This window comes from Streptomyces mesophilus (assembly GCF_040300965.1).
Classification (GTDB): domain Bacteria; phylum Actinomycetota; class Actinomycetes; order Streptomycetales; family Streptomycetaceae; genus Streptomyces; species Streptomyces mesophilus_A.
The window spans coordinates 1-24,862 of sequence record NZ_JBEPEW010000058.1; the positions used below are offsets into that span (position 1 = coordinate 1).

The following is a 24,862-nucleotide window of genomic DNA, read 5'->3' on the forward strand; positions in this document are numbered from 1 at the left end:
CCCTGCTCGCCGAGCGTGCGGCTCTGACCGGCCCCGCCGCCGAGGACGGCGCTCTGGTCGAGGTCTGCCGGCGCCTGGACGGAATCCCGCTGGCCGTGGAACTGGCCGCGGGCCGGCTGCGCGCCCTGTCCCCCGAGCAGCTCCTCGAGCGCCTCGACGACCGTTTCGCGCTCCTGACCGGCGGCGGCAGCGGCGCGCTCCCCCGTCACCAGACCCTGCGGACGACGATCGGCTGGAGCCACGAGCTCTGCTCCCCCGTCCAGCGTCTGCTCTGGTCGCGTCTGTCCGTGTTCTCCGGCCCGTTCGACCTCGATGCCGCGGAGTACGTCTGCGGCGGTCACGGTCTGCCCTCCGAGGACGTCCTCGACGTGCTCGGCGACCTGCTCGACCAGTCCGTCCTCACCCGCGAGGAGTCACCGACCGGGGTGCGCTACCGGATGCTCGACACCGTGCGGGCGTACGGCGGCGAGTGGCTGGAGTCGACCGGGGACGGCGGCCGGATGCGGCGCCGGCACCGCGACTGGTACATGGGCCTTGCCACCTGGTGCGAGCTCGACTGGTTCTCACCGCGGCAGGCCGCCGTCGCCACCCGTATCGAGAGTGAACTGCCCAACCTGCGGACCGCGTTGGAGTTCTGCCTGACCGAGCCCGGCGAGACCCATCTCGGTCAGTACCTGGCGGGCACGCTCTGGTTCTACTGGGTCGGCTGCGGCCGGCTCGCGGAAGGCCGGCACTGGCTGGACCGCAGTGTCGAACTCGACGGCGCCGAGGACTATCCGGAGTCCCGCCTCAAGGCTCTATGGGTGCTCGGATACGTGGCGATCCTGCAGGGCGACACCGTGGACGCGCTGGCCGCGCTGCAGGAGTGCCGCGACGAGGCCGACCGCACCGGCAACCCGCTGGCCGCCGCGTACGCCATCCATCGCACCGGCTGTCTCGCGCTGATCTCCGACGATATGGAGCGCGCGGAGGTGCTGATCCGCGAGGCCATCGCGCGCTACCGGGAACTCGGCGAGCTCAACAGCAATGTGCTGATGGGGCAGGTCGAGCTGGCCATGTCCCTGGTCTTCCAAGGGGACTTGGCGGGTGCGCTGAGGCTCTGCGAGGAGGTCGACGAGATCTGCCGCGAGCACGGCGAGCGCTGGACCCGGGCGTACGCGCTGTACGTGCTGGCCTATGCGGCCTGGACGCGCGGCGAGTTCGTACGCGCCCGTGAACTGCTGCGCGAGTGCATCACCATCGACCACACCTTCCACGATCTGGTGGGCCTGGTGCTGGCAATCGAGCTGCTCGCGCTGGTCACGGCCAGCGAGGGCGACCCCGCGGAGGCCGCCGTACTGCAGGGCGCGGCCGAGCCGGTGTGGGGTTCGGTGGGTCTGCCGCTGTTCGGCTCGGGCTACTTCAGCTCGCCGCGGGCGTTGTGCCAGCAGCAGGCGGGCGAGTCGCTCGGGCGGGCGCGCTACGAGCGGTGCATCGCGAAGGGCAAGGCCCTCACCCTCGACGAGGCCGTGGAGCGCGCGCTCGCCTCGCACGAGCCCTCGGCCCCGCACGCATCGCGGGTGAACGTGCCCCGCCCGGGCCGCGAAACGCGAAAGCCCGCCGGCTCCCCCACCAAGGGCGGGGAAGCGGCGGGCTGACCGCTGAAGGGTCCTACGCGCGCTGGATCAGCGGGCGTAGTACTCGACGACGAGCTGCTCGTCGCAGATGACCGGGATTTCCTTGCGGTTCGGGTCACGGTCCAGGCGGAAGGCCAGGGCCTTCAGGTTGACCTGGAGGTAACGCGGGGTCTCGCCGTCGGGGGCGAAGCCACCCTCACGCGCGACCTGGAACAGCGGCTTCTCGCGCGAGCGCTCGCGGACGGTCACGACGTCGTCGGGACGGACGCGGAACGACGGCTTGTCGACCTTGCCACCGTTGACCTGGATGTGACCGTGCACGACCATCTGACGGGCCTGGTAGATGGTGCGGGCGATGCCCGAACGCAGAACCAGGGCGTCGAGACGGCGCTCGAGCTCGATGACCAGGGCCTCACCGGTCTTGCCCTGCGTCTTGGCGGCACGCTCGTAGGCGCGGACGAGCTGACGCTCCGAGACGTCGTACTGGGCGCGCAGACGCTGCTTCTCGAGCAGACGGACCTTGTAGTCCGAGGTCTGCTTGCGGCCACGGCCGTGCTCGCCCGGCGGGTACGGACGGGCCTCGAAGTACTTGACGGCCTTCGGCGTCAGCGCAATGCCGAGCGCACGGGACTTCTTGACCTTGGGACGCGACTGGTTAGGCACGTTCTCCAGACCTCCGAAATAGGTTAGGTTAGGCTCACCTTACTTAAGGAGACCGCATGTCTCGCCCAGGGAAAACCACACCCATCACGGACAGCACGAAGAACGCCGATGCAGCCCCTGAGGGACCTGCGCAATCACAGGACCAGGGCGTCGAAGGCATCGACATGACGGCGGGCCGATCAGATCGTGGTCAGCCGCATCCCAGCAGGCTTGAGATCGCCCGACTGCCGTCAGCAGCCGAACGCACACGAACTCTCGTACAGAGTACATGCTCGGCGGTGCTGCTCGTCCCGGGCTCTGTCCGCGCACCGCAGGACCTGCTGATGCCGCTGGCCCGGGAGATCACGCCGGAAGGCGACATCCACCTGCTGTTCCCTGCGGACGCACCGCCGGTCCGTGCGGCGACCCACGCACAGGCCGACGAGCTCTCGGCCGTGCTGGAACTCACAGACGTGGCCCCGGTCGCCGTCCCCCAGCGTATCCGGGGGCGGGCCTGGCTGTCGGGCTGGCTGACGCGCGTACCCGCGCAGGCAGAGCCGGGGCGGATGATGCTGCGGCTCGAGATCGGCGAGATCTCGGTCGACGACCTGTGGGGCTCGGACCGGGTCGAGCCGGAGGCGTTCACCACGGCGCCCGCCGACCCCCTGGTCGAGCACGAGGCGGAGCTCCTGCAGCACCTGCACTCGGCGCACGGCGACCAGGTCCAGCTCCTCGGTTCCCTGCTCGGCACCCGGGTCGGCCTGACGCGTACGGAGCGGGCGGTGCCGCTGGCGCTCGACCGGTTCGGACTGCGCATCCGCTTCACCGGCGAGGGTCAGTGCTTCGACGCGCGCTTCGACTTCCCCGAGCCGGTACGGGACGTCACGGATCTGCGCCGCGCGATGCACCAGTTGTTCACGGCTGCGGCGAGCTGAAGTCACCGGCGTGCGGGGACACCGGACGCTCGAAGAAGGTCTCCAGGGCGACCGTGGCCTGAGTGCCGCTGACGCCGTCGATCGCATAGATCCGGCGCAGCACGTCCTGGAGCTGCTCGGTGGTCGCGGTCCTGACCTTGACCAGAACAGAGGCGCTGCCGGCGATGATGTGCGCCTCCAGGATCTCGGGGATCGCCGCGAAGTCCGCGCCCGAATCCCCCATCCATGCGGCCGAGTCGACCATGACGTAGGCCAGCACACCGGCTCCCACCGCCGCCGGGTCGACGTCCACGGTGGTACGGCGGATGACGTCGCGTGCCCGCAGCTTCCGTACCCGCTCATGAGCCGCGCCCGCGGAGAGGCCGGCCGCCTCCCCCAGCGCGGCGTAGGACTGCGTGGCGTCCTGCTGCAGCTGCACCAGCAGCGCGCGGTCAATGTGATCCACAACTCTCCCTTCGGCGTTCCCTTGTCGAGACCATAGCTCATCCTGCAATCTGCCCATCGAACCGAATGCCGTTCAGTGAGGAGCGGCTCGGTGCAGACCGGGAGGGGTCCCATGGCAGTCGATGAGCGTCCTTCGCTGTACGAGATGTTCGACGAGCGGTTCCGCACCGGGCGGTGCATGAACGGGGACGCGGATCTGGAGGTCCTGTTCACCGGATGCCGTTGGGCGGAAGGGCCGCTCTATGTACCGGCCTGGCGTCAGGTGATCTGGAGCGACATCCCCAACGACCGGATGCTGCGTTGGGACGAGGAGACCGGAGCCGTCGGCGTCTTCCGACGCGGCGCCGGGCACACCAACGGCAACACGCTCGACCGGCAGGGGCGGCTGGTCACCTGCGAGCAGGGCAACAGGCGGGTGACCCGCACCGAGCACGACGGGACCGTCACGGTCCTGGCCGACCGCTGGCAGGGCAAGCGGCTGAACAGTCCGAACGACGCGGCGGTGAAGTCCGACGGCTCGGTCTGGTTCTCCGACCCGGACTTCGGCATCACCAGCGATTACGAGGGCTACCGGGCCGAGAGCGAGATCGGGGCCAACAACGTCTACCGGATCGATCCGGACACCGGTGAAGTGCGCCTGGTGGCCGACTGTTTCGGGGCGCCGAACGGGCTGGTCTTCTCGGCCGACGAACGGCAGCTGTTCGTCTCCGACACCAGGGCCGGCTTCATCCGCGTCTTCGACGTACGAGAGGACGGCACCCTCTCGGACGGCAAGGTGTTCGCCGAGGCACGGCCGGGCGCCCGGTTCGACAATCTGCGGTTCGACGACGGCGGCCGGCTGTGGGCCGCCGCGATGGGCGACGGGGTGCACTGCTACGACCCGGACGGCACCCTCATCGGCCGGCTCGTCGTCCCCGAGGACGTCGCGAACATCTCCTGGGGCGGCGCAAAGCGCAACCGTCTCTTCATCACGGCGGAGACCAGCCTCTACTCCGTGGTCATGGGCGTCACGGGCATCCATCCGACCGGGCCCGGGTACCGGCCGTACCGCTGACGGGCTCTACTTGCAGGTCGCGAGGAGGTCCTGGAGGGCGAGCTTCTCCGGGGCCGTGACCGTCAGCTTGTACTTGGCCTTGATGCCGGTCCAGCGGCGGGCGTACTCACACCAGTACGCCTGCCGCGGCGGCTTCCACTTGTCGGGTGTCTGGCTGCTCTTCGCGGTGTTCGTCTCCTTGTCCGTCGCAAGGAGTACGTCGAGGTCGTTGGCGTAGTTCAGGCGCTGTTGCGCAGTCCAGGCCCAGGCACCCGCGCGCCAGGCCGCGCCGAGCGCCACGATGTGGTCGGTCTCGATCTGCGAGGCGCGGCGGTAGTAGTACGGGAGTTCCTTGCCCGAATACGGATCGACCAGGGTGCCGGAGACGACCACGCACGGATTGCGGTCGCCTTCGCGCAGGTCCTTCAGGTCCCGGCGCAGGACGTCGTCGCGGGTGTCGCAGCCGTTGCGGCCGCCGGGGACGTCGACCGCGTCCGACCAGGTCTCGCCGAACTCCGCCCTTTTGTACGTCTCCCAGTTCTTCCCCCAGGCCACCGCGAGCTTGGCCAGCTGCGCCCGGGCCGTCTTGGCGTCGGGCGGGAAGCCCTTGCTCGCGAGGGTCTGGGACGGTGACGGCGTGGGGGTGGGCGTGGGCTCCTGGGGCTTCGTCGGTGGCGTCTTCCCGGTGGGCGACGCGGTGTTGAAGCGGCCGTCGGCCCGCTCGACCTGGAGCGGGGTGCAGCCCGCGGCCACGGTCAGCGTCGCGGACGCGGCGAGCAGCAGGGCGCGGAGCCGCCCGCGTCGCCCTGCCGTGCTGCCTGCCATGTCGCCGAGCGTAGGCGGGGGTGACCGCTATCGCCCGTCGGCCGGTCCCTCCGGGCCCTTCTCGCCGGCGAGCCGCTCGCGCACGCGGTCGACCACATCCGCGTACCGGGCCTCGGCCCCGTAACGCGTCGGCTGGTAGTAGCGCTTGTCCTTGATCGCCTCGGGGGCGTACTGCTGGGCGGCGATACCGCCCGGCACATCGTGCGGATATACGTAGCCCTGGGCGTGGCCCAGCTTGGCCGCACCTTTGTAGTGCCCGTCGCGCAGATGCGGCGGTACGGGTCCGGCGAGTCCCTTGCGTACGTCCTCCATCGCGGCGCCGATCGCGAGCGTCGCGGCGTTGGACTTGGGAGCGAGGGCCAGGGCGATCGTGGCGTGGCTGAGGGTGAGGGCGGCCTCCGGGAAGCCGATCATCGCCACGGCCTGGGCCGCGGCCACTGCCGTGGGCAGTGCGGTGGGATCGGCGAGTCCGATGTCCTCGCTCGCGGAGATCATCAGGCGGCGCGCGATGAACCGGGGGTCCTCGCCGGCCTCGATCATGCGGGCCAGATAGTGCAGTGCGGCGTCCACGTCGGAGCCGCGGATGGACTTGATGAGCGCGCTGGCCACGTCATAGTGCTGGTCGCCGTCGCGGTCGTACTTCACCGCGGCCCGGTCGACCGACTCCTCGAGGGTCTGCAGCGTGATCTCCCGCTCGCCCTTCGCGAGGGCCGCACCGGCACCGGCCTCCAGCGCGGTGAGCGCGCGGCGGGCGTCGCCGCCGGCGATGCGCAGCAGATGGGCCTCGGCGTCCTCGGGCAGGGTGACCGCACCGCCCAGACCGCGCTCCTCGGTGAGGGCGCGCTGCAGCAGACCCTTGAGGTCGTCGTCCGTGAGCGGTTCGAGGGTGAGCAGGAGCGAGCGGGACAGGAGCGGGGAGATCACCGAGAAGTACGGGTTCTCGGTGGTGGCCGCGATGAGGGTGACCCAGCGGTTCTCCACCGCGGGCAGCAGGGAGTCCTGCTGGGCCTTGCTGAAGCGGTGGATCTCGTCCAGGAAGAGGACCGTCTCCTTGCCGTAGCCCCCGGTCGCGCGGCGCGCGCCCTCGATGACCGCGCGCACTTCCTTGACGCCCGCGGTGATGGCCGAGAGCTCGACGAAGCGCTTGTTGGTGGCCTTGGAGACGACATAGGCGAGGGTCGTCTTGCCGATTCCCGGCGGACCCCAGAGGAACACCGACGAGGGGCCTGCGGGACCGCCGCTGCCCTCGCCCACGAGTCGGCGCAGCGGTGATCCGGGCTTCAGCAGATGCCCCTGGCCCACGACTTCGTCGAGGGTGCGCGGACGCATCCGCACGGCGAGGGGACTGCCGGCCGGGTCCTTCTCCTGGCGCTCTTCGGCGGCAGCGGTAAACAGATCGGGCTCCACGACGCCAACCCTAGGTCACGGGTCTGACAACCCGGCCGGAAAATACCCCCGGGGGTACCCTGTGATACGGTGGGGGGTATTGGGCAAAGGGGGATCAGCGGAGCGGAAAGTGTCAGGAGTGGCTGCAATGAAGGTGATCGTCATCGGTGGTGTCGCCGGCGGAATGTCCGCGGCGACGCGGCTGCGCCGGCTCGACGAGCGGGCCGAGATCGTGGTCCTGGAGCGCGGCGCGCATGTCAGTTACGCGAACTGCGGGCTGCCGTACTACCTGGGCGGCACCATCGAGGAGCGCGACGCCCTGCTCCTGCAGACCCCCGAGTCCCTCGCCGCGCGCTTCCGTATCGACGTGCGGGTGCGCAACGAGGCGGTCCGGATCGACCGCGCCTCCCGCACGGTCGAGGTCCGTGACCTGGCGACCGGGCGGACGTACGAGGAGTCGTACGACCGCATCGTCCTGAGCCCCGGCGCGCGCCCCTTCGTCCCGGACGTGCCGGGCATCGAGCGGGCCCACACACTGCGGGACGTGAGCGACGCCGATCAGATCGCCGAGGCGCTCGACGGCGACGTCCGCAGCGCCGTCGTCATCGGGGGCGGTTTCATCGGTGTCGAGGCGGCCGAGAACCTGCGCGAACGCGGCCTGGACGTCACACTCGTGGAGCTCGCCGACCAGGTCCTCACCCCGCTCGACCCCGAGATGGCCGCCCCGGTCGCGGACCGGCTGCGCGCTCATGGCGTACGGGTCGAGCTCGGCGCGCAGGCCGCGAAGGTGCCGGCCGGCAGTGTGGAGCTCACCGACGGCCGGTCCCTGCCCGCCGACCTCGTCCTGCTCTCCATCGGGGTGCGTCCCGAGACCTCCCTGGCCCGTGACGCCGGACTCGGCCTCGGCCCGCGCGGCGGCATCGCGGTCGACGAGACGCAGCGCACCAGCGACCCCGACATCTACGCCGTCGGCGACGCCGCCGAGAAGCGGGACGCCCTGACCGGCGACCCCGTGCTCGTACCGCTCGCCAACCTCGCCAACCGCCACGGCCGGCTCGTGGCCGACGCGATCACCGGGCGTGCGGTGCGGGCGCGTGCGGCCACGGGCACAGCCGTGGTCCAGATCTTCGACCTCACCGCGGCCGCCACGGGCTGGAACGAGAAGCGACTGCGGGCCGCGGGCCACCCGTACCAGGCCCTCCATCTGCACCCGGGCTCGCACGCCGGCTACTACCCGGGCGCCTCGCCGATCGCGCTCAAGGTGCTCTTCGACCCGCGCGACCAGCGGATCCTGGGAGCTCAGGCAGTCGGCGATGACGGTGTCGACAAGCGCATCGACGTGATCGCCACGGCCATGGCCGGCGGCCTGACCGTCTCCGACCTGGCGGATCTGGAGCTCGCCTACGCCCCGCCGTACGGTTCGGCCAAGGACCCGGTGAACATGGCCGGGCTGATCGCCGAGAACCTCACCAAGGGCACCGCCCGCACCGTCCAGTGGCACGAACTCGGCGACGCCGAAGGGGCACTCATCGATGTCCGCTCCCCCGCCGAGCACGCCGCCGGCGCCATTCCGGGCGCCGTGAACATCCCCCTGGACGAGCTGCGCGACCGCGCCGCCGAGCTGCCCGAGGGCAAACTCATCGTCCACTGCCAGGTGGGGTTGCGCGGGCACAACGCCCAGCGTCTGCTCACCGGGCTCGGCCGCGAGGCGGTCAACCTCGACGGCGGATACGCGACATGGGCCGCGGGGCGGTCGGCCACGGCTTCGTGATCTCGTACGACAGGTGCGTCTGACTCCCGTACCGGCGCAGGACGCCCAACCCGCCCCAGAAGCTCAGGCCGCCCGAGAACCCCGGCCCACTCGAGAACCACAGCCCGCCCGAGAGCCCCAGCCCAACGACCAAAGGAGCACTCCCCCATGACCCGCACCCTCAGCCCCACCGAACTCGCCGCCGAAGACGGGACGCTGATCATCGATGTCCGCGGTCCCGGCGAGTACGCCGCCGGACATGTTCCCGGCGCACTCAACCTGCCGCTCGACAGCCTTCCCCAGCTGCTCGACGAGGTGCGTGCGGCCGCCGCCCGGCGCGAGCTGGTCGTCGTGTGCGCCGCCGGGATGCGCTCGGCGACCGCCTGCGCGCAGCTCGCCACGGCGGGGATCGAGGCGCGCGGCCTCGACGGCGGCACCGACGCCTGGCGCGCGGCCGGCCTGCCGGTGGAGACCGCCGCGCTGCCTGAGCGGAACGTATGGGCGATGGACCGGCAGGTGCGGTTCACCGCCGGATCCCTTGTGCTGATCGGGCTCGCCGGCTCGCTGGTCACGCCCTGGGCGGCGCTGCTGTCCGCAGGGATCGCGGGCGGTCTCGTCTACTCGGGCGTGAGCAATACCTGCGGGATGGCCGTCATGCTCGGCAAGCTCCCCTTCAACCGTCCGCGCCCCACGGCTCTCGCGCCCGTGCGCGAGGCGCTGCAGATCGCCTGACATCCGAGCGACAAGGATCCGCACATGCAGGTCAACGAAGACACCCGGACCCCCGTCCTCAACCGGCTGCGCCGCGCCCAGGGTCAGCTGGCCGGGGTGATCGCGATGATCGAGGACGGGCGGGACTGCAAGGACGTGGTGACCCAGCTCGCCGCCGTATCGCGTGCGCTCGACCGGGCCGGGTTCAAGATCATCGCTTCGGGGATGCGGGACTGCGCGGGCGCCGCCGAGTCCGGCGAACAGGCGCCGCTCACCGAGGAGGAGCTGGAGAAGCTGTTCCTGGCGCTGGCCTGACCGGGTCCTGGCGCCGGCCTGACCAGGTCCTGGCGCCGGCCTGACCGGGCCACTGGGCTGACCGGATTCCCGGCGCGGGCCCGACCAGGACGCTCAGCTGGTCCAGAAGTCCCACCAGCGGGTCAGGATCAGCATGCCGATGATGCCGATGTGCATCACCGGCAGCACCCAGGTGAACTCGTCGAGGAAGCCGCGCAGGCCGCGCGGCGCGGGCAGCAGACCGTGCCGGATGTTGTGCGAGGTCGTGTACCAGAACATGGTGATCGTGGCGACCCAGGCCAGGCAGCACCACAGGCACAGCGAGTTGATGTTGTACAGGGACTGGTACATCAGCCAGGTGCAGAACCCGACGCCGAAGAGCATCCCGGCGTTCATGGTCAGCCAGTACCAGCGCGGGAAGCGGGCGCGGGCAAGGAGGCTCACGCCGACGCAGACGATGATCGCGTACGTGGCCAGGCCGAGCATCGGGTTGGGGAACCCGAAGGCCGAGGCCTGGTCGCTCTTCATGATGTTGCCGCAGGACACCACGGGGTTGAGGCTGCAGGCCGGGGTGAAGTTCGGGTCCTCGAGGAGCTTGAACTTGTCGAGGGTGATCACCCAGGAGGCGAGCAGTCCGGCGAGGCCGGTGATCACCAGCAGGATCGCGTAGGCGCGGCTGCCGCCGACGCCCTCTCCGGCCGGTGCGGACCGCGGACCGTCGTGCTCGTCGATGCCGCTGTCGCGTTCCGTGGTCGTCTTGCTCATCGCACCGTTTCCATCACTGTCGGCAGTCTGCGGTGGGGTCATTGTGCCGTACGAACCTTGGTGTCCGTCATTCGGTGGACACGGACCGGTACGGACGGTGGTGCCGCGGCGTTCGGCTCGCGACGACGCTGAGTGACATGACGACCACCACAGAACTCGCGGTCCGGACTGCCGGGTTGCGCAAGCGCTACGGAGACATCGACGCGGTCGACGGTATCGATCTGTCGATACGGACCGGGGAGGTCTTCGGACTGCTCGGACCCAACGGCGCAGGAAAGTCCACCACCGTGGAGATCCTCCAGGGCCACCGCGCCCGCGATGCCGGCGAGGTCGAGGTGCTCGGCAGCGATCCGTCGAGGAGCTCGCGCGCCTGGCGGGCCAAGGTCGGCATCGTCTGGCAGGACGAGTCGGCGCCCGCCGAGTTGACGGTACGGGAGACAGTGGGGCATTTCGCCCGCTACTACCCGAGGCCCCGGAACCCCGATGAGGTCATCGCCCTGGTCGGCCTGGAGGAGAAGGCCGGCAGCCGGATCAAGGCTCTCTCGGGTGGTCAGCGGCGGCGGCTCGATGTCGCGCTCGGTGTGATCGGCGGCCCTGAGCTGCTGCTCCTCGACGAGCCGACGACCGGGTTCGATCCGGCGGCCCGCAGGCAGTTCTGGGGACTGATCCGGCAGCTCGCGGCCGAGGGCACCACGATCCTGCTCACCACCCACTACCTGGAAGAGGCCGAGGCGCTCGCCGACCGGCTCGCGATCATCGCGGGCGGCCGGATCGCCGCGGAGGGCACACCGGTGGCTCTGCGGCAGGCGCACAGCGGCGAGGCCACCGTCGAGTGGACCGAGGCGGACGGTTCACCGCGCAGTGAGCGGACCGGGACGCCCACCCGCACCGTCGCGGAACTCACCGGGCGCTTCGACGGGGAGATCCCCGGTCTGCGGATCAGCCGCCCCACGCTCGAGGACGTCTACCTCCGGCTGACCGGACAGGAGAGCGCGCGATGACGACCACGGCCGCACCCACCCGTAAGACCGCCGACGAGCGGCTGCCCGGGGTCTGGAACCTCGGACTGCACCAAGGCGCCCTGGAATTACGGCAGTTCTTCCGCCAGCGCGAACAGGTGGTGTTCACCTTCGCCTTCCCGATCGTGTTCCTCTTCCTGTTCGCGTCGATCTTCAGCGACGACGTCGAGGGCGCCGGCATCACCGCCTCGCAGCTCTACGTACCGGCCATGATCGCCGCGGGCATCATGTCCACCAGCTTCCAGTCCCTCGGCATCTCCATCGCGATCGAACGCGACGAGAAGGTGCTGCGCCGGCTGAGCGGCACCCCCATGCCGCCGAGCGTGTACTTCCTCGGCAAGATCTGGCTCGTCCTGGTCACGGGATTCCTGGAGACCGTCGCACTGCTGATCGTGGGAACGGTCTTCTACGACGTGGACCTGCCCGGTGACACGACGGCCTGGCTCACCTTCGGCTGGGTGTTCCTGCTCGGCCTCACCGGCTGCGCCCTGCTCGGCATCGCGATCAGCAGCGTGCCGAAGTCCGGCCGCAGCGCCACCTCGGTGGTCGTGCTGCCCTTCCTGGTCCTGCAGTTCATCTCCGGTGTCTACATCGCGATCGACACGCTGCCGGACTGGATGCTGAACCTCGGCGCACTGTTCCCGCTCAAGTGGATGTGCCAGGGTCTGCGCGGGGTGTTCCTGCCGGAGTCGGCCAAGGTCCTGGAGATGACGGACAGTTGGGAGTACGGGCGCATCGCCCTGGTGCTCGGCGCCTGGTGCATCGGAGGATTGCTGCTGTGCCTGGGAACCTTCCGGTGGAAGCGCCGGCGCGACGGCTGACCGGACCGGCCGGACCGCGCGAGATCGACGTGGACGTCCACAGCCGGGTCTGGCTCGGCTGGGACGCCTACTTCGCGGTGGTGTGGGCGGGGACGGTGCTGTTCGTGCTCGGCGGCGCCTCCCTCGCCCCGCTCGCGGTACGGCTGACCGCGTGCGGCCTGTTCACGCTGCTCGTGCCCTGGTACCTGTGGCTCGGGCGTCCGGCGATGCACACGGACGGCGCGGACGAGCGGGCCGCGATGCGTTACGTGGTCGTGGCCACCGTCCTGTTCACCGCGACGACCTGGATGCTGCCCGAGAGCCGGCTCGCCACCTTCGCGCTCGTACCGCAGTGCTTCATGGTGCTGCGGTACGAACGGGCGATGATCACCGTCGCGCTGATCAACGTCCTGCCCGTCGTGGGCTGGGCGGCGGTCTGGCGGCCGCCGGCCGGGGAACTCTTCTTCAACGTGGTTTCGGCGGCGGTGACCCTGGTCTTCTCGCTCGTCTTCGGCAGCTGGATCATCAAGGTGATCGAGCAGAGCAAGGAACGAGCCGCGCTGATCGCCGAGTTGGACGCGAGCCGCGAGGAGATCGCCAAGCTCTCCGCGGAACGGGGCGCACTCGCCGAACGCGAGCGGATGTCCCGCGAGATCCACGACACCCTCGCCCAGGGCTTCACCAGCCTCCTGATGCTGGTCCAGGCCGTGGACTCCGAGCTGGAGCACGATCTGCCTGGCGCACGGCGGCACTTGGCCCTCATGGAACAGACTGCACGGCAGAACCTCGCCGAGGCCCGCGCCCTGGTGGCCGGCCGCGCGCCCGCCGACCTCGACGACGGCGGTTCCCTTGCGGACGCCCTGCGCCGGCTCGCGGACCGCCACCACGCGACCCTGACCGTCACGGGCGCGGCGCGCGAGCTGTCGCCCGTACTCGAGGTCGTGGCCCTGCGCTCCTGCCAGGAGGCGCTCGCGAATGTACGCAAACACGCAGGCCCGGACGCCGACGCGACCGTATGCCTGAGCTATGGCGAGGAGCAGTTGGTGCTGTCGGTACGGGACACGGGGCGCGGCTTCACCGCCCTCGACGAGGGGTACGGGCTGCGCGGTCTGCGCGCCAGGGCGCAGGAGGTGCAGGGCACCGCCGAGGTCAGCGGCCGGCCCGGCGAGGGCACCACCGTGACCGTACGACTGCCGCTGCCCCGGCTCGCGAGGAGCGCCGAATGATCCGCATCCTGCTGGCCGACGACCATCCGGTGGTACGCGAGGGCCTGCGCGCCATGCTCAGCGCCGAACCCGATCTGGACGTCGTGGCCGAGGCCTCCAGCGGACCGCAGGCGGAGGCGCTCACCGCCCGGCTCGCCCCCGACATCGTCCTGATGGATCTGCGCATGCCGGGCGGTGGGGGCGTCGAATCCATCGAGCGGATGGCGGCCGCCGGACTCACCTGCCGGATCATCGTGCTCACCACGTACGAGACCGACCGCGACATCCTCCGGGCGGTCGAGGCGGGCGCGGCCGGCTATCTGCTCAAGGACCTGGCACGTGGTGAACTCGCCGACGCGGTACGGGCGGCGGCCCGCGGCGAGACGGTGCTCGCGCCCTCCGTCGCCGCCCGCCTCGTGGACCAGCTGCGCACCCGGCCGGAGCGGCCGCGTCTCTCCGAGCGGGAGACCGCGGTGCTGCGGCTGGTCGCCGAGGGCTGTACCAATGCGGAGATCGGTCGGCGGCTGCACATCGGTGAGTCCACGGTGAAGACCCATCTGCTGCGTACGTTCGGCAAGTTGGGAGTCGACGACCGTACGTCGGCGGTGACGAGCGCGATGCGCCTCGGGCTCCTGGAGGCGTGAGGATCGGCCTGCTGGAGGCACGAGGCAGGGCTGCCGAAGGCATGAGGAAGGCCCCGGAGGCGCACCTCCGGGGCCTTCACCACACGACCGTGATCAGCCGAGCTTCGCCTTCAGCGTCTCCAGGACGGCGTCGAGCGCGACCGGCCCCTGCTCGCCGGACTCCATGTCCTTGAGCTGGACGACACCGTCGGCGAGATCCCGCTCACCGGCGACGAGCGTGAAGCGCGCACCCGAACGGTTGGCGTTCTTCATCGCGCCCTTGAGACCCTTCCCGCCGTACGAGAAGTCGGCGGCGATCCCGGCCTTGCGCAGCTCCGTGACCTTGCCGAACAGCACCCGCCGTGCCTCCTCACCGAGCGGCACCGCGAACACGCTGGTGGCGGCGGGCAGTTCGAGGTCCACGCCCTCCGCCTCCAGGGCGAGCACCGTACGGTCCACGCCGAGCGCCCAGCCGACGGACGGCAGCGAGGGGCCGCCGATCATCTCGGACAGACCGTCGTAGCGACCGCCGCCGCCCACCGCGGACTGCGAGCCGAGGCCGTCGTGCACGAACTCGAAGGTGGTGCGGGTGTAGTAGTCGAGGCCGCGCACCAGCTTCGGGTCGTCCTCGTACACCACACCGGCGGCGTCCAGGAGCTCCCGTACTTCCTTGTGGTACGCGGTGCACGCGTCGCACAGGTAGTCGGGCATCGACGGCGCGCCCGTGAGCTGCTTCTGGACATCGGCGCGCTTGTCGTCGAGCACCCGCAGCGGGTTGATCTCGGCGCGGCGCAGCGTCTCCTCGTCCAGGTCGAGCCCGCGCAGGAACTCCTGCAGCGCGGCGCGGTAGACGGGGCGGCACTCCTTGTCGCCAAGCGAGTTGAGCAGGATACGGAAGTTCCGCAGCCCGAGCGAGCGGTACGCCTGGTCGGCCAGGATGATCAACTCGGCGTCCAGCGCCGGGTCCTCCGCGCCGATCGCCTCGGCACCGACCTGCGAGAAGTGGCGGTAACGGCCCTTCTGCGGGCGCTCGTAGCGGTAGTACGAGCCCGAGTACCAGAGCTTGACCGGCAGGTTGCCGGCCTTGTGCAGATTCGCCTCCAGGGCCGCGCGCAGCACGGAAGCGGTCCCCTCGGGACGCAGCGCGAGCTTGTCGCCGCCCTTGGTCTCGAAGGCGTACATCTCCTTGGTCACGATGTCGGTGGACTCACCGACACCGCGCGCGAACAGCTCGACGGCTTCAAAACCGGGGGTCTCGACATAGCCGTAGCCGGAGTTCTTCAGCGGCGCCGAGATGGCATCGCGCACCGCCAGATAGGTCGCCGAGTTCGGCGGAAGCAGGTCGTACGTGCCCTTGGGGGCCTGAAAAGTGCTCACGGGAAAACTCTCGTCACATTCCTCGTCGGGGAGCGTCGGCGCTCCCGAGGCCGGCGGCCACCTGCCGCAGATAAGGGTTGGTGGCGCGTTCCTGGCCGATGGTCGTCTGGCCACCGTGTCCGGACAGGACCACGGTGGAATCGTCGAGGGGCAGGCAGACCCGCGCGAGGGAGGCGAGCATGTCGTCCATGTCGCCGCCCGGCAGATCCGTACGCCCGATGGAGCCGGCGAACAGCAGGTCGCCCGAGAAGAACACCGACGGAATGTCAGCACCGCCGGGGGCTTCAGGCATCCGGAAGGTCACCGACCCCTTCGTATGCCCAGGGGCATGCGAGACGGAGAACTCCAGGCCCGCGAGGTCCAGGGTGGCGCCGTCGGCCAGCTCACGGACGTCGTCGGGCTCCCCCACGGTCAGCTCGCCCATCAGCGGCATCCCGATCGAGCGGCCGAGCGCCTTCTCGGGATCGCTCATCATGTAGCGGTCCTCGGGGTGGATCCAGGCCGGTACGTCATGGGCTCCGCACACCGGGACGACCGAGGCGACATGGTCGATGTGGCCATGGGTGAGAACGACGGCCACGGGCTTGAGCCGATGCTTCTTCAGCGCTTCCTCGACCCCTTCGGTGGCCTGGTGGCCCGGGTCGATGATCACGCACTCCTCGCCTGCGGCGGGGGCGACCAAGTAGCAGTTGGTCCCCCAGGCCCCTGCGGGGAACCCGGCAATCAGCACGATCGTCCTTACCTTCGGTCCGACGGGAGAAGCGGAAAGCTGCGGAAAGAAACCAGAATTCCGAAGAATCCGGATGATTCCAGCAGCCGCAGGTCAACGCCGTACAACGGCTGCGGATCAAAGCGTACCGGCGCGGCTCGGCTCACAGCGAACCCGTATACGGTACGGGCAGGCTTCGGACTGGCAGATCAACACGTACGAGGAGAGACCCGGTGGTCAGCAACGAACAGCGGCGGAAGCAGCTCGCGCGGGAGAAGTTCCTGCGTCAGCAGCAGCGGCGCGAGTCGGCACGGCGCAAGGCAAAGCAGCGCAACGCGATCATCGCGACCACCCTCGTGGTGGTGCTCGCGGCGGGCGGCGGTGCCTGGGCGGCCGGAGCGTTCAAGGGCGACGACAAGAAGGACGTCACCTCGGGCTCCACTCCCTCCCCGACGCCCACGCCCACGCCCAAGGAGTCGCCGGCCCCGAAGATGGCCATCGACAAGAAGGCGAAGTACACCTTCGACATCAAGACCAACGAGGGTGACATCTCCATCGCGATGGACGCGGCGAAGACGCCGCAGACCGTCAACTCGTTCAAGCACCTCGCCGACAAGGGGTACTTCGACGGCACGAAGTGCCACCGGCTCACCACCCAGGGCATCTACGTCCTGCAGTGCGGCGACCCGCAGGGCACCGGCGCGGGCGGCCCCGGCTACTCGATCCCCGACGAGAACCTCGACGGTCTCGGCAAGCCGGGCGCCGACGGTTCGGTGACGTACCCGGCCGGCACGGTCGCGATGGCCAACGCGGGTCCGAACACCGGTGGCAGCCAGTTCTTCCTGGTCTACAAGGACTCCAAGCTGCCGCCCGCGTACACGCCCTTCGGCGAGATGGACAAGGGCGGGCTCGAGATCGTCGAGACGGTCGGCAAGGCCGGTGTCGCCGAGGGCAGTCAGAGCCCGGGCGACGGCGCCCCGAAGAAGGCCGTCACCCTCGAAAAGGCGACGGTAAAGAAGAGCTGATCGCCGGGGATTCTGTAGCGCTGGATGCGGACAGCCGCCCTGCTCGTCGCCTATGTTGGCGTTGTGCAGGGCGCTGTGTGCGGCTGCCCTGAGGAAACTGTGGACGATGCCCCGGGCCGAGTGCCCGCGAGCGCATCATGTGGAGGAGGCGCTGTGAGCAGCGACCCGTGGGGACGCGTCGACGAGGCGGGGACCGTGTACGTGCGTACGGCCGACGGCGGTGAACGAGTCGTCGGATCGTGGCAGGCAGGCTCTCCGGACGAGGCGCTGGCCTACTTCAAGCGCAAGTACGACGGTCTCGTCGTCGAGATCGGCCTCCTCGAGCGCCGGGTGCAGACGACGGATCTGTCGGCGAAGGACGCCATGACCGCCATCGAGCACCTGCGCGAGCAGGTCACCGATGCGCATGCGGTCGGTGACCTCGAGGCCCTGGGCAAGCGTCTGGACAAGCTGGTCGCGTCCGTCGAGTCGCGCCGTGAGGAGCGCAAGGCACAGAAGGCCAAGCAGACCGACGAGGCGCGGCACGCCAAGGAGGCGCTGGTCGTCGAGGCCGAGGAGCTGGCCCAGAGCGAGCAGTGGCGCCATGCCGGTGAGCGGCTGCGGGCCCTGGTGGACACCTGGAAGGGTCTGCCGCGTCTGGACCGCAAGTCCGATGACGAGCTGTGGCACCGCTTCTCGCACGCGCGCTCCGCCTTCTCCAAGCGCCGCAAGGCCCACTTCGCCGCGCTCGACGCGCAGCGCGAGGAGGCCCGCAAGGCCAAGGAGAAGCTGGTCGCGGAGGCCGAGTCGCTGTCGAACTCGCAGGACTGGGGGCCGACCGCGGCCCGCTACCGCGATCTGATGACCGAGTGGAAGGCCGCGGGCCGCGCGCAGCGCGAGCACGAGGACGAGCTGTGGAACCGCTTCCGCGGCGCCCAGGACGTGTTCTTCTCGGCCCGCAGCTCGGTCTTCGCCGAGCGGGACGCGGAGCAGGGCGAGAACCTCAAGCTCAAGGAGGAGCTGGCCGACGAGGCCGAGAAGCTCCTGCCCATCGGTGATCTGAAGTCGGCCCGTGCCGCGTTCCGTGCCATCAACGAGCGCTGGGAGGCCATCGGCCACGTCCCGCGGGACGCCCGCCCGAAGGTCGAGGGCCGGATGCACGCGGTCGAGCGCGCCCTGCAGGAGGCCGAGGAGACCGAGTGGCGCCGGACCAACCCGGAGGCGCGTGCGCGTGCCGCGGGTCTGACCGGCCAGCTGCAGGCCGCGGTGGACAAGCTCCGCGACCAGGTCGAGGCCGCCCGTGCGTCGGGCAACAACGCCAAGGCGGACAAGCTCCAGCGCGAGCTGGACGGCCGCCAGGCGCTGCTCGACCAGGCGCTCAAGGGGCTTGAGGAGTTCGGCGGCTAGCACTCCCCAACCCTCGTCATACGAAAGGGGCTTGCGTACCTCGGTACGCAAGCCCCTTTCGTATGCCTGGACTTATGGCCGCCGCGCCGACGTCACGCGGTACACGTCGTACACGCCCTCCACGCCCCGTACCGCCTTCAGGACGTGCCCCAGGTGTTTGGGGTCGCCCATCTCGAAGGTGAAGCGGGAGGTGGCCACCCGGTCGCGGGAGGTCTGCACCGCCGCGGAGAGGATGTTGACGTGCTGGTCGGACAGGACGCGTGTGACATCCGAGAGCAGCCGTGAGCGGTCGAGGGCCTCGACCTGGATGGCGACCAGGAAGACCGAGGACTGGGTGGGTGCCCACTCGACCTCGAGGATCCGCTCGGGCTGCTGCGAGAGAGAGTCCACGTTCACGCAGTCCTTGCGGTGCACGGAGACACCGCTGCCGCGCGTCACGAAGCCCATGATGGGGTCGCCCGGCACGGGTGTGCAGCAGCGCGCCAGCTTCACCCAGACGTCGTCGACGCCCTTGACGACCACGCCGGGATCGGCGCTGGAGCGGCGCTTGGAGCGGCCGCGGGTCGGCGGTGCGGTCTCGGCGATGTCCTCGTTGGCCTGGTCCTCGCCGCCGAGGGCCTGGACCAGCTTCTGCACGACGTTCTGCGCGGCCACATGGCCCTCGCCGATCGCCGCGTACAGCGAGGAGATGTCCGGGTAGCGCATCTCGTGCGCGAGCGTGACGAGTGAATCGCCGGTCAGGATCCGCTGGATGGGCAGGTTCTGCTTGCGCATCGCGCGGACGATGGCTTCCTTGCCCTGCTCGATCGCCTCGTCGCGGCGCTCCTTGGAGAACCACGCACGGATCTTGTTGCGCGCCCGCGGCGACTTGACGAAGCCGAGCCAGTCGCGGGACGGGCCCGCGCCGGCCGCCTTGGAGGTGAAGACCTCCACCAAGTCGCCGTTGTCCAGGGTGGATTCGAGCGGTACGAGCCGCCCGTTCACCCGTGCTCCTATGGTCCGGTGGCCGACCTCGGTGTGCACGGCGTACGAGAAGTCGACCGGGGTCGCTCCCGCCGGAAGCGCTATGACGTCGCCCTTCGGCGTGAAGACGAAGACCTCGTTGCGCGACAGGTCGAAGCGCAGGGACTCGAGGAACTCGGAGGGGTCCTCGGTCTCCTTCTGCCAGTCGAGCAACTGGCGCAGCCACGCCATGTCGTTGAGGTGGTCGTCCTTGCCGGTCTTCTTCGGTACGTCGCTGCGCACCTTCGAAGTGCCGGCGACGGCCTCCTGCTTGTACTTCCAGTGCGCGGCGATGCCGTACTCGGCACGGCGGTGCATGTCGAAGGTACGGATCTGCAGCTCAACAGGCTTGCCACTGGGGCCGATCACCGTCGTGTGCAGCGACTGGTACATGTTGAACTTGGGCATCGCGATGTAGTCCTTGAACCGGCCGGGGACCGGATTCCATCGCGCGTGCACCGTGCCGAGCGCCGCGTAGCAATCGCGGACCGTGTCGACAAGTACCCGAATACCCACCAGGTCGTAGATCTCGGCGAAGTCCCGGCCTCGCACGATCATCTTCTGGTAGACGCTGTAGTAGTGCTTCGGCCGCCCGGTGACGGTGGCCTTGATACGGGCCGCGCGCAGATCGGCCTGGACCTCGTCGGTCACTATGGCCAGATACTCGTCGCGCTTGGGGGCCCGCTCGGCGACGAGCCGCACGATCTCGTCGTACATCTTGGGGTAGAGGATCGCGAACGCGAGGTCCTCCAGCTCCCACTTGATGGTGTTCATGCCCAGGCGGTGCGCCAGCGGAGCGTAGATCTCCAGCGTCTCGCGGGCCTTCTTCTCCTGCTTCTCCCGCTTGAGGTAGCGCATCGTGCGCATGTTGTGCAGGCGGTCGGCGAGCTTGATCACCAGGACCCGCGGGTCCTTGGCCATGGCGACGACCATCTTGCGTACGGTCTCGGCCTGCGCCGCCTCGCCGAACTTGACCTTGTCCAGCTTGGTCACGCCGTCCACGAGCAGCGCGACCTGGTCGCCGAAGTCGCGGCGCAGGGTGTCCAGGCCGTACTCGGTGTCCTCGACGGTGTCGTGCAGCAGACCGGCCATCAGCGTGGCCGGGTCCATGCCGAGCTCGGCGAGGATGGTGGTCACGGCGAGCGGATGCGTGATGTACGGGTCGCCGCTCTTGCGCTTCTGACCCCGGTGCCAGCGCTCGGCGACCTGGTAGGCGCGCTCGATCTGGCGGAGCGTGGAGGTCTCGATCTTGGGATCGTTGCTGCGCACTATCCGCAGCAGGGGCTCGAGGACCGGGTTGTACGGGTTGGAGCGCTGTACGCCGAGGCGGGCGAGACGGGCCCGTACGCGATTCGACGACGAATTCGACCGGGAGCCGCCGGACGCCGCGGTCGAGCCCGCACGGGCAGGCGCGGTACCGGCCGGGCGCATCGGAGGCGCCGCGGGCCGCTCGGCGGGCGTCGCCGGCTTCGGGGAGTGCTTTTCGGCCGCCGGGTCACTCTTGGCGGGCAGGGCAGCGGCCGCCGCGGCCTTGGGGTCGGCAGGCTGGTCGGCCTGGGACTTCGCGGCGGTGAGTGGCTGTCGGGCCTCGTCTGGCAAGAGCGCTCCTCAGGCAGGATCCGGCCCCCCGATCAGGTCCGGACTGCCATGGTATCGACCCTGGGGCTTCCGCTCGTGCCCGACCGTTCACGCTGTGGTCCGTCGCACGTGCGTCGGACGTCGCCGCATCGCAGCCGCGCCTTGGGGGAAACGCCGCGAGGACGGGTCCCGGAAGTCTCCGGAAACCCGCCCTCGCAGGGTTTGCAGCTGGGTCGGACTGGTTCAGACGACGAGCACCGCGTCCAGCGGGGCGCCCTTCAGGGCCGGCTCCAGGCGGGCCCTGCCGCCCAGGAAACCGAGCTCCATCAGCACGGCCACGCCCGCGACCTCGGCGCCCGCCCGCCGCACCAGGTGCAGCGAGGCCTCGGCCGTGCCGCCGGTGGCGAGGACGTCGTCGATGACCATGACGCGGTCGCCCGCGGCCAGGTCCTCGGCGTGCACCTCGATCTCGGCGCTGCCGTACTCCAGGTCGTACGCCTGCTTGAGCGTCGCTCCGGGGAGCTTGCCCGCCTTGCGTACGGGGATGAAGCCGAGGCCCGCGCGGATGGCGACCGGAGCCGCGAGGATAAATCCCCGCGCCTCCAGGCCGACGATCTTCGTCGCGCCGTGCCGTACGCACAGCTCGGCGAGCTCGTCCGTGAGGGCCGTGAACGCGGCCGGGTCCGCGAGCAGCGGCGTGATGTCCTTGAACACCACGCCGGGCTGCGGATAGTCCGGTACGTCGCGGATACGGCTGAGCAGCAGCTCCGCCGCCCCGGTCATCGGCGCTTCCCCGAGGGACGGCCCTTGCCGCGCGCACGCGACGAGGGCTGGGTGCGGGCAGCCGGCTCGACGCCACGCTGGCCGACGACAGCCGGGGCCGCGTCCGCGGGCACCGCGTCGTCGAACGTGCCGGCGGCGTCCGGGCCCTCGGACGACTCGCCCTTGGCGGCGGCGGCCGCGCGCTTGGCGAGCACCCGCTTCTTCAGCTGCTTCATCGCCGGCTCGCGCTCCTTGAGGTCGGCGACGAGCGGGGTGGCGATGAAGATCGAGGAGTACGCACCGGCGGCGAGACCCACGAACAGCGAGAGCGAGATGTCGTTCAGCATGCCGGCGCCCAGGACACCGCCACCGATGAACAGCAGACCCGCGACCGGGAGCAGCGCCACCACGGTGGTGTTGATGGAACGGACCAGCGTGGAGTTGATCGACTTGTTGGCGATCTCGCTGTACGTGTAGCGGGTCTGCTTCGTGATGTCCTTCGAGCCCTCCTTGAGGGAGTCGAAGACCACGACCGTGTCGTAGAGCGAGTAACCGAGGATCGTGAGCAGACCGATCACCGTGCCCGGGGTGACCTCGAAGCCCACGAGGGAGTAGATCCCGACGGTGATCGTGATGTCGTGGATCAGGGCCACCAGGGCCGCGACCGCCATCCGCCACTCGAACGCGATCGCCAGATAGATCACGCACAGGATCATGAAGACGATGCAGCCCGTCCATGCCTTCTGCGCGATCTGCTCACCCCAACTGGGGCCGACCAGCTCCGAGTTGATCGACTTGGCGGGGACGCCGAGCTCTTCGGCGAGCGCCTGCTTGATCTCGCTGGACTTGGCGACGTCCACACCGGCGATCTGGACGCGTGTGCCGCCCTTGCCCAGCTTCTGGGCGATCGCCTGGTGACCCGAGGCCTTCTCGGCCACTTCCGTGATCTTCTCGACCGAGACGGATGTCTTCGGCGTATTGAAGACCGCGCCACCCTTGAACTCGATGCCCATGTTGAGGCCCTGCACCGCAAGGGCCACGACGGCCGTGATGGTGATCAGGACCGAGACGCCGTACCAGATGAACCGCTTGCCGATGAAGTCATAGCCGACTTCGCCGCGGTACAGCCTGGCGCCGAGGTTGCCGAGCTTCGACATCTCACGCCTCCTTCGGGTCGACGGTACCGGCGGCAGGGCCAGTGGTACGACGGGAACGGCGCAGCGGGGGCTTGGCGCCCAGACGCTTGGGGTCGAGCCCCGACCACGGGTGGCCGCTGCGGAAGAACTTCTTGCGCGCCATGAGCGTCATCAGCGGCTTGGTGAACAGGAACACCACCACGACGTCGAGCAGCGTGGTCAGACCCAGCGTGAACGCGAAGCCCTGCACCTTGCCGACGGTCACGATGAACAGCACCGCGGCGGCCAGGAACGATACGAAGTCGGACACCAGGATCGTGCGCCGCGCACGCGGCCAGGCACGCTCGACGGCCGGCTGGATCGTACGGCCCTCGCGCACCTCGTCCCGGATGCGTTCGAAGAACACGATGAACGAGTCCGCGGTGATACCGATCGCCACGATGGCGCCGCAGACGGCCGGCAGGTTCAGCGCGAAGCCGATGGCCGGGCCGAGCAGGGACATCAGGGTGTACGTGAGAACCGCGGAGGCCGCGAGCGACAGCAGCGCGATCAGCGAGAGGCCCCGGTAGTAGACCACCAGGTAGATCACGACCAGGGCGAGACCGATGGCGCCGGCGATCAGACCGGCCTCCAGCTGCTCGCCGCCGAGCGCGGCGGTGACGGTGTCGACGCTCTGCTCGGAGAAGGTCAGCGGCAGCGAACCGTACTTCAGCATGTTCGCCAGTTCTTCGGCGGACTCCTGCGTGAAGGAACCGGTGATCTCGGCGTTCGAGCTGAGCGTCTGGTTGACGGTCGGCGCGGAGACGACGTTGTTGTCGAGCACGATGGCGAACTGGTTCAGCGGGGGCTGCTGCTTGGACAGCTCACCGGTGATCTTCGCGAACTTCTTCGAGCCACCGCTCGAGAAGTCCATCGTGACCTTCCAGATGCCCTGCTGCTGGTCGATCACGGCCTTGGAGTCGTCGACGTCCTTACCGGCCACGGCGGCCGGGCCGAGCACGTACTTCTCCCACTGGCCCAGGTTGTTGGTGCCGCAGGCGATGATCGTGTCCTCGGGCTTGGTGCCCTGGGCCGCTTCGGTGCGCTGCTTCTTGTCCGTGCAGTTCAGCGCGGCGAACTTGGCGGCGAGGTCCTTGGTCGCGGGGTCCACGGACTCACTGGCGCTGGGGCTCGGGGACGCCTTGGGGTCGCCGGAGTCGCTCGCCGAGGGAGACGGGGTGGTGTCCTTCAGGGCGTCCGTGACGGCGCGCCCCTGCGGGGTGGAGCTGGAACTGGCGGAAGGCGAGGCCTTCTCGTCCTTGTCCTTGTCCTTGCCGCTCTCCGAGGCGGAGGGCGTCGCCGACGGCGACGCCGCCGGGTCGGCCTTCGGGTCGCCGGCCGCGAGCTGGAGCACCGGGCGGAAGTAGAGCTGAGCGGTCGTGCCGACCTGCTCGCGCGCCTGCTCCTCGTCAGTCCCCTTGGGGATGTTGACGATGATGTTCTTCTCGCCCTGGGTCTGAACCTCGGCCTCGGAAACGCCCAGACCGTTGACACGGCGCTCAATGATGCTGACCGCGGTGTTCATGTTGGTCGGGTTGATCGCGTTCTTCGCGCCCGGTTCATTCTTGGCCTCGAGCGTGATGCTCGTGCCGCCCGCGAGGTCGATGCCCAGTCGCGGGGTGGTGTGCCCGGACAGGAACATGCCCCCGGTGAGCGCCACCATGATGATGAGAATCAGGGCCAGAGCGCGTCCCGGCTTGGGCTGGCCGCTCTGCCTCCTGGCCTTCTTCGGTGCTGCCACCTTCTCGTTTCTCCCTGTCCAACCGCCCGGGCAGCCGGCTCGTAGCCGGTCAGCGGGCC

23 protein-coding genes are annotated in these 24,862 nt (G+C 69.6%); 12 read left to right on the plus strand and 11 right to left on the minus strand.

Annotation, left to right across the window (positions count from 1 at the left end):
- The coding region (locus ABT367_RS20930; RefSeq protein ID WP_352254582.1) for an ATP-binding protein at window positions 1-1,637 on the plus strand (1,637 nt) is incomplete at its 5' end.
- A 27-nt stretch (window positions 1,638-1,664) separates the two neighbouring features.
- On the opposite strand, the gene rpsD is transcribed toward ABT367_RS20930, so the two are convergent.
- Window positions 1,665-2,279: a 30S ribosomal protein S4 gene (gene rpsD, locus ABT367_RS20935; RefSeq protein WP_052577478.1), complete on the minus strand. Its 615-nt coding sequence runs from the start codon at window positions 2,277-2,279 to the stop codon at window positions 1,665-1,667.
- Window positions 2,280-2,503: 224 nt separating this feature from the next.
- Between rpsD and ABT367_RS20940 the strand changes: the two genes are divergently transcribed.
- Window positions 2,504-3,193 carry a DUF2470 domain-containing protein gene (locus ABT367_RS20940; RefSeq protein ID WP_352254622.1) on the plus strand — a complete coding sequence of 230 codons (690 nt, stop codon included), beginning with the start codon at window positions 2,504-2,506 and terminating at the stop codon, window positions 3,191-3,193.
- Here the strand turns inward: ABT367_RS20940 and ABT367_RS20945 are convergent.
- Window positions 3,174-3,638, minus strand: coding sequence for an Lrp/AsnC family transcriptional regulator (locus ABT367_RS20945; RefSeq protein ID WP_352254583.1), 465 nt, complete (start codon window positions 3,636-3,638; stop codon window positions 3,174-3,176). The two genes, ABT367_RS20940 and ABT367_RS20945, sit on opposite strands and share 20 nt — an antisense overlap.
- A gap of 111 nt (window positions 3,639-3,749) precedes the next feature.
- On the opposite strand from ABT367_RS20945, the gene ABT367_RS20950 reads away from it, so the two are divergent.
- Window positions 3,750-4,691 carry an SMP-30/gluconolactonase/LRE family protein gene (locus ABT367_RS20950; protein WP_352254584.1) on the plus strand — a complete coding sequence of 314 codons (942 nt, stop codon included), beginning with the start codon at window positions 3,750-3,752 and terminating at the stop codon, window positions 4,689-4,691.
- A 6-nt stretch (window positions 4,692-4,697) separates the two neighbouring features.
- On the opposite strand, the gene ABT367_RS20955 is transcribed toward ABT367_RS20950, so the two are convergent.
- Together ABT367_RS20955 and ABT367_RS20960 are read right to left on the minus strand one after the other, a co-directional pair.
- Window positions 4,698-5,495 (minus strand): HNH endonuclease family protein, encoded by a 798-nt coding sequence (locus ABT367_RS20955; protein WP_352254585.1) that lies wholly within the window; start codon window positions 5,493-5,495, stop codon window positions 4,698-4,700.
- Window positions 5,496-5,522: 27 nt separating this feature from the next.
- The gene (locus ABT367_RS20960) at window positions 5,523-6,902 is read right to left on the minus strand and encodes a replication-associated recombination protein A (protein WP_352254586.1); all 1,380 of its coding nucleotides are present in this window, start codon (window positions 6,900-6,902) and stop codon (window positions 5,523-5,525) included.
- Between the two features lie 127 nt (window positions 6,903-7,029).
- On the opposite strand from ABT367_RS20960, the gene ABT367_RS20965 reads away from it, so the two are divergent.
- From ABT367_RS20965 to ABT367_RS20975, 3 genes are all read left to right on the plus strand, one after another.
- Window positions 7,030-8,652 (plus strand): FAD-dependent oxidoreductase, encoded by a 1,623-nt coding sequence (locus tag ABT367_RS20965; RefSeq protein ID WP_352254587.1) that lies wholly within the window; start codon window positions 7,030-7,032, stop codon window positions 8,650-8,652.
- A gap of 147 nt (window positions 8,653-8,799) precedes the next feature.
- Window positions 8,800-9,363 (plus strand): rhodanese-like domain-containing protein, encoded by a 564-nt coding sequence (locus ABT367_RS20970; protein ID WP_352254588.1) that lies wholly within the window; start codon window positions 8,800-8,802, stop codon window positions 9,361-9,363.
- Window positions 9,364-9,387: 24 nt separating this feature from the next.
- Complete coding sequence (locus ABT367_RS20975; RefSeq protein ID WP_352254589.1) at window positions 9,388-9,657, plus strand: metal-sensitive transcriptional regulator; 270 nt, start codon at window positions 9,388-9,390, stop codon at window positions 9,655-9,657.
- Between the two features lie 93 nt (window positions 9,658-9,750).
- On the opposite strand, the gene ABT367_RS20980 is transcribed toward ABT367_RS20975, so the two are convergent.
- Entirely contained in the window at window positions 9,751-10,401 is a 651-nt protein-coding gene (locus tag ABT367_RS20980) for a vitamin K epoxide reductase family protein (RefSeq protein WP_352254590.1), read from the minus strand.
- Between the two features lie 137 nt (window positions 10,402-10,538).
- On the opposite strand from ABT367_RS20980, the gene ABT367_RS20985 reads away from it, so the two are divergent.
- The 4 genes from ABT367_RS20985 to ABT367_RS21000 are packed head-to-tail and all read left to right on the plus strand — an operon-like array spanning window position 10,539 to window position 14,069.
- The gene (locus ABT367_RS20985) at window positions 10,539-11,402 is read left to right on the plus strand and encodes an ABC transporter ATP-binding protein (protein ID WP_352254591.1); all 864 of its coding nucleotides are present in this window, start codon (window positions 10,539-10,541) and stop codon (window positions 11,400-11,402) included.
- The gene (locus tag ABT367_RS20990) at window positions 11,399-12,241 is read left to right on the plus strand and encodes an ABC transporter permease (protein ID WP_352254592.1); all 843 of its coding nucleotides are present in this window, start codon (window positions 11,399-11,401) and stop codon (window positions 12,239-12,241) included. The genes ABT367_RS20985 and ABT367_RS20990 overlap by 4 nt, the downstream gene beginning before the upstream one ends.
- Entirely contained in the window at window positions 12,199-13,446 is a 1,248-nt protein-coding gene (locus tag ABT367_RS20995; protein WP_352254593.1) for a sensor histidine kinase, read from the plus strand. The genes ABT367_RS20990 and ABT367_RS20995 overlap by 43 nt, the downstream gene beginning before the upstream one ends.
- Window positions 13,443-14,069 (plus strand): response regulator transcription factor, encoded by a 627-nt coding sequence (locus ABT367_RS21000; RefSeq protein ID WP_352254594.1) that lies wholly within the window; start codon window positions 13,443-13,445, stop codon window positions 14,067-14,069. The genes ABT367_RS20995 and ABT367_RS21000 overlap by 4 nt, the downstream gene beginning before the upstream one ends.
- Before the next feature lie 93 nt (window positions 14,070-14,162).
- Here the strand turns inward: ABT367_RS21000 and hisS are convergent, their stop codons facing one another.
- The gene (gene hisS / locus ABT367_RS21005) at window positions 14,163-15,425 is read right to left on the minus strand and encodes a histidine--tRNA ligase (protein WP_352254595.1); all 1,263 of its coding nucleotides are present in this window, start codon (window positions 15,423-15,425) and stop codon (window positions 14,163-14,165) included.
- Window positions 15,426-15,438: 13 nt separating this feature from the next.
- Window positions 15,439-16,155: an MBL fold metallo-hydrolase gene (locus ABT367_RS21010; RefSeq protein WP_352254596.1), complete on the minus strand. Its 717-nt coding sequence runs from the start codon at window positions 16,153-16,155 to the stop codon at window positions 15,439-15,441.
- A 212-nt stretch (window positions 16,156-16,367) separates the two neighbouring features.
- Between ABT367_RS21010 and ABT367_RS21015 the strand changes: the two genes are divergently transcribed.
- Both ABT367_RS21015 and ABT367_RS21020 read left to right on the plus strand, forming a co-directional pair.
- Window positions 16,368-17,159 carry a peptidylprolyl isomerase gene (locus tag ABT367_RS21015; protein ID WP_352254597.1) on the plus strand — a complete coding sequence of 264 codons (792 nt, stop codon included), beginning with the start codon at window positions 16,368-16,370 and terminating at the stop codon, window positions 17,157-17,159.
- A 153-nt stretch (window positions 17,160-17,312) separates the two neighbouring features.
- Window positions 17,313-18,545, plus strand: coding sequence for a DUF349 domain-containing protein (locus ABT367_RS21020; RefSeq protein WP_352254598.1), 1,233 nt, complete (start codon window positions 17,313-17,315; stop codon window positions 18,543-18,545).
- 72 nt (window positions 18,546-18,617) lie between these two features.
- Here the strand turns inward: ABT367_RS21020 and ABT367_RS21025 are convergent, their stop codons facing one another.
- From ABT367_RS21025 to secD, 4 genes are all read right to left on the minus strand, one after another.
- Window positions 18,618-21,146: a RelA/SpoT family protein gene (locus tag ABT367_RS21025; protein WP_352254599.1), complete on the minus strand. Its 2,529-nt coding sequence runs from the start codon at window positions 21,144-21,146 to the stop codon at window positions 18,618-18,620.
- A gap of 222 nt (window positions 21,147-21,368) precedes the next feature.
- Window positions 21,369-21,908 (minus strand): adenine phosphoribosyltransferase, encoded by a 540-nt coding sequence (locus tag ABT367_RS21030; RefSeq protein ID WP_165330531.1) that lies wholly within the window; start codon window positions 21,906-21,908, stop codon window positions 21,369-21,371.
- Window positions 21,905-23,044, minus strand: coding sequence for a protein translocase subunit SecF (secF, locus tag ABT367_RS21035; protein ID WP_352254600.1), 1,140 nt, complete (start codon window positions 23,042-23,044; stop codon window positions 21,905-21,907). Before secF ends, ABT367_RS21030 begins: the two co-directional genes overlap by 4 nt.
- 1 nt (window position 23,045) lies before the next feature.
- Entirely contained in the window at window positions 23,046-24,803 is a 1,758-nt protein-coding gene (gene secD / locus ABT367_RS21040; protein WP_352254601.1) for a protein translocase subunit SecD, read from the minus strand.
- Between the last annotated feature and the right edge of the window lie 59 nt (window positions 24,804-24,862).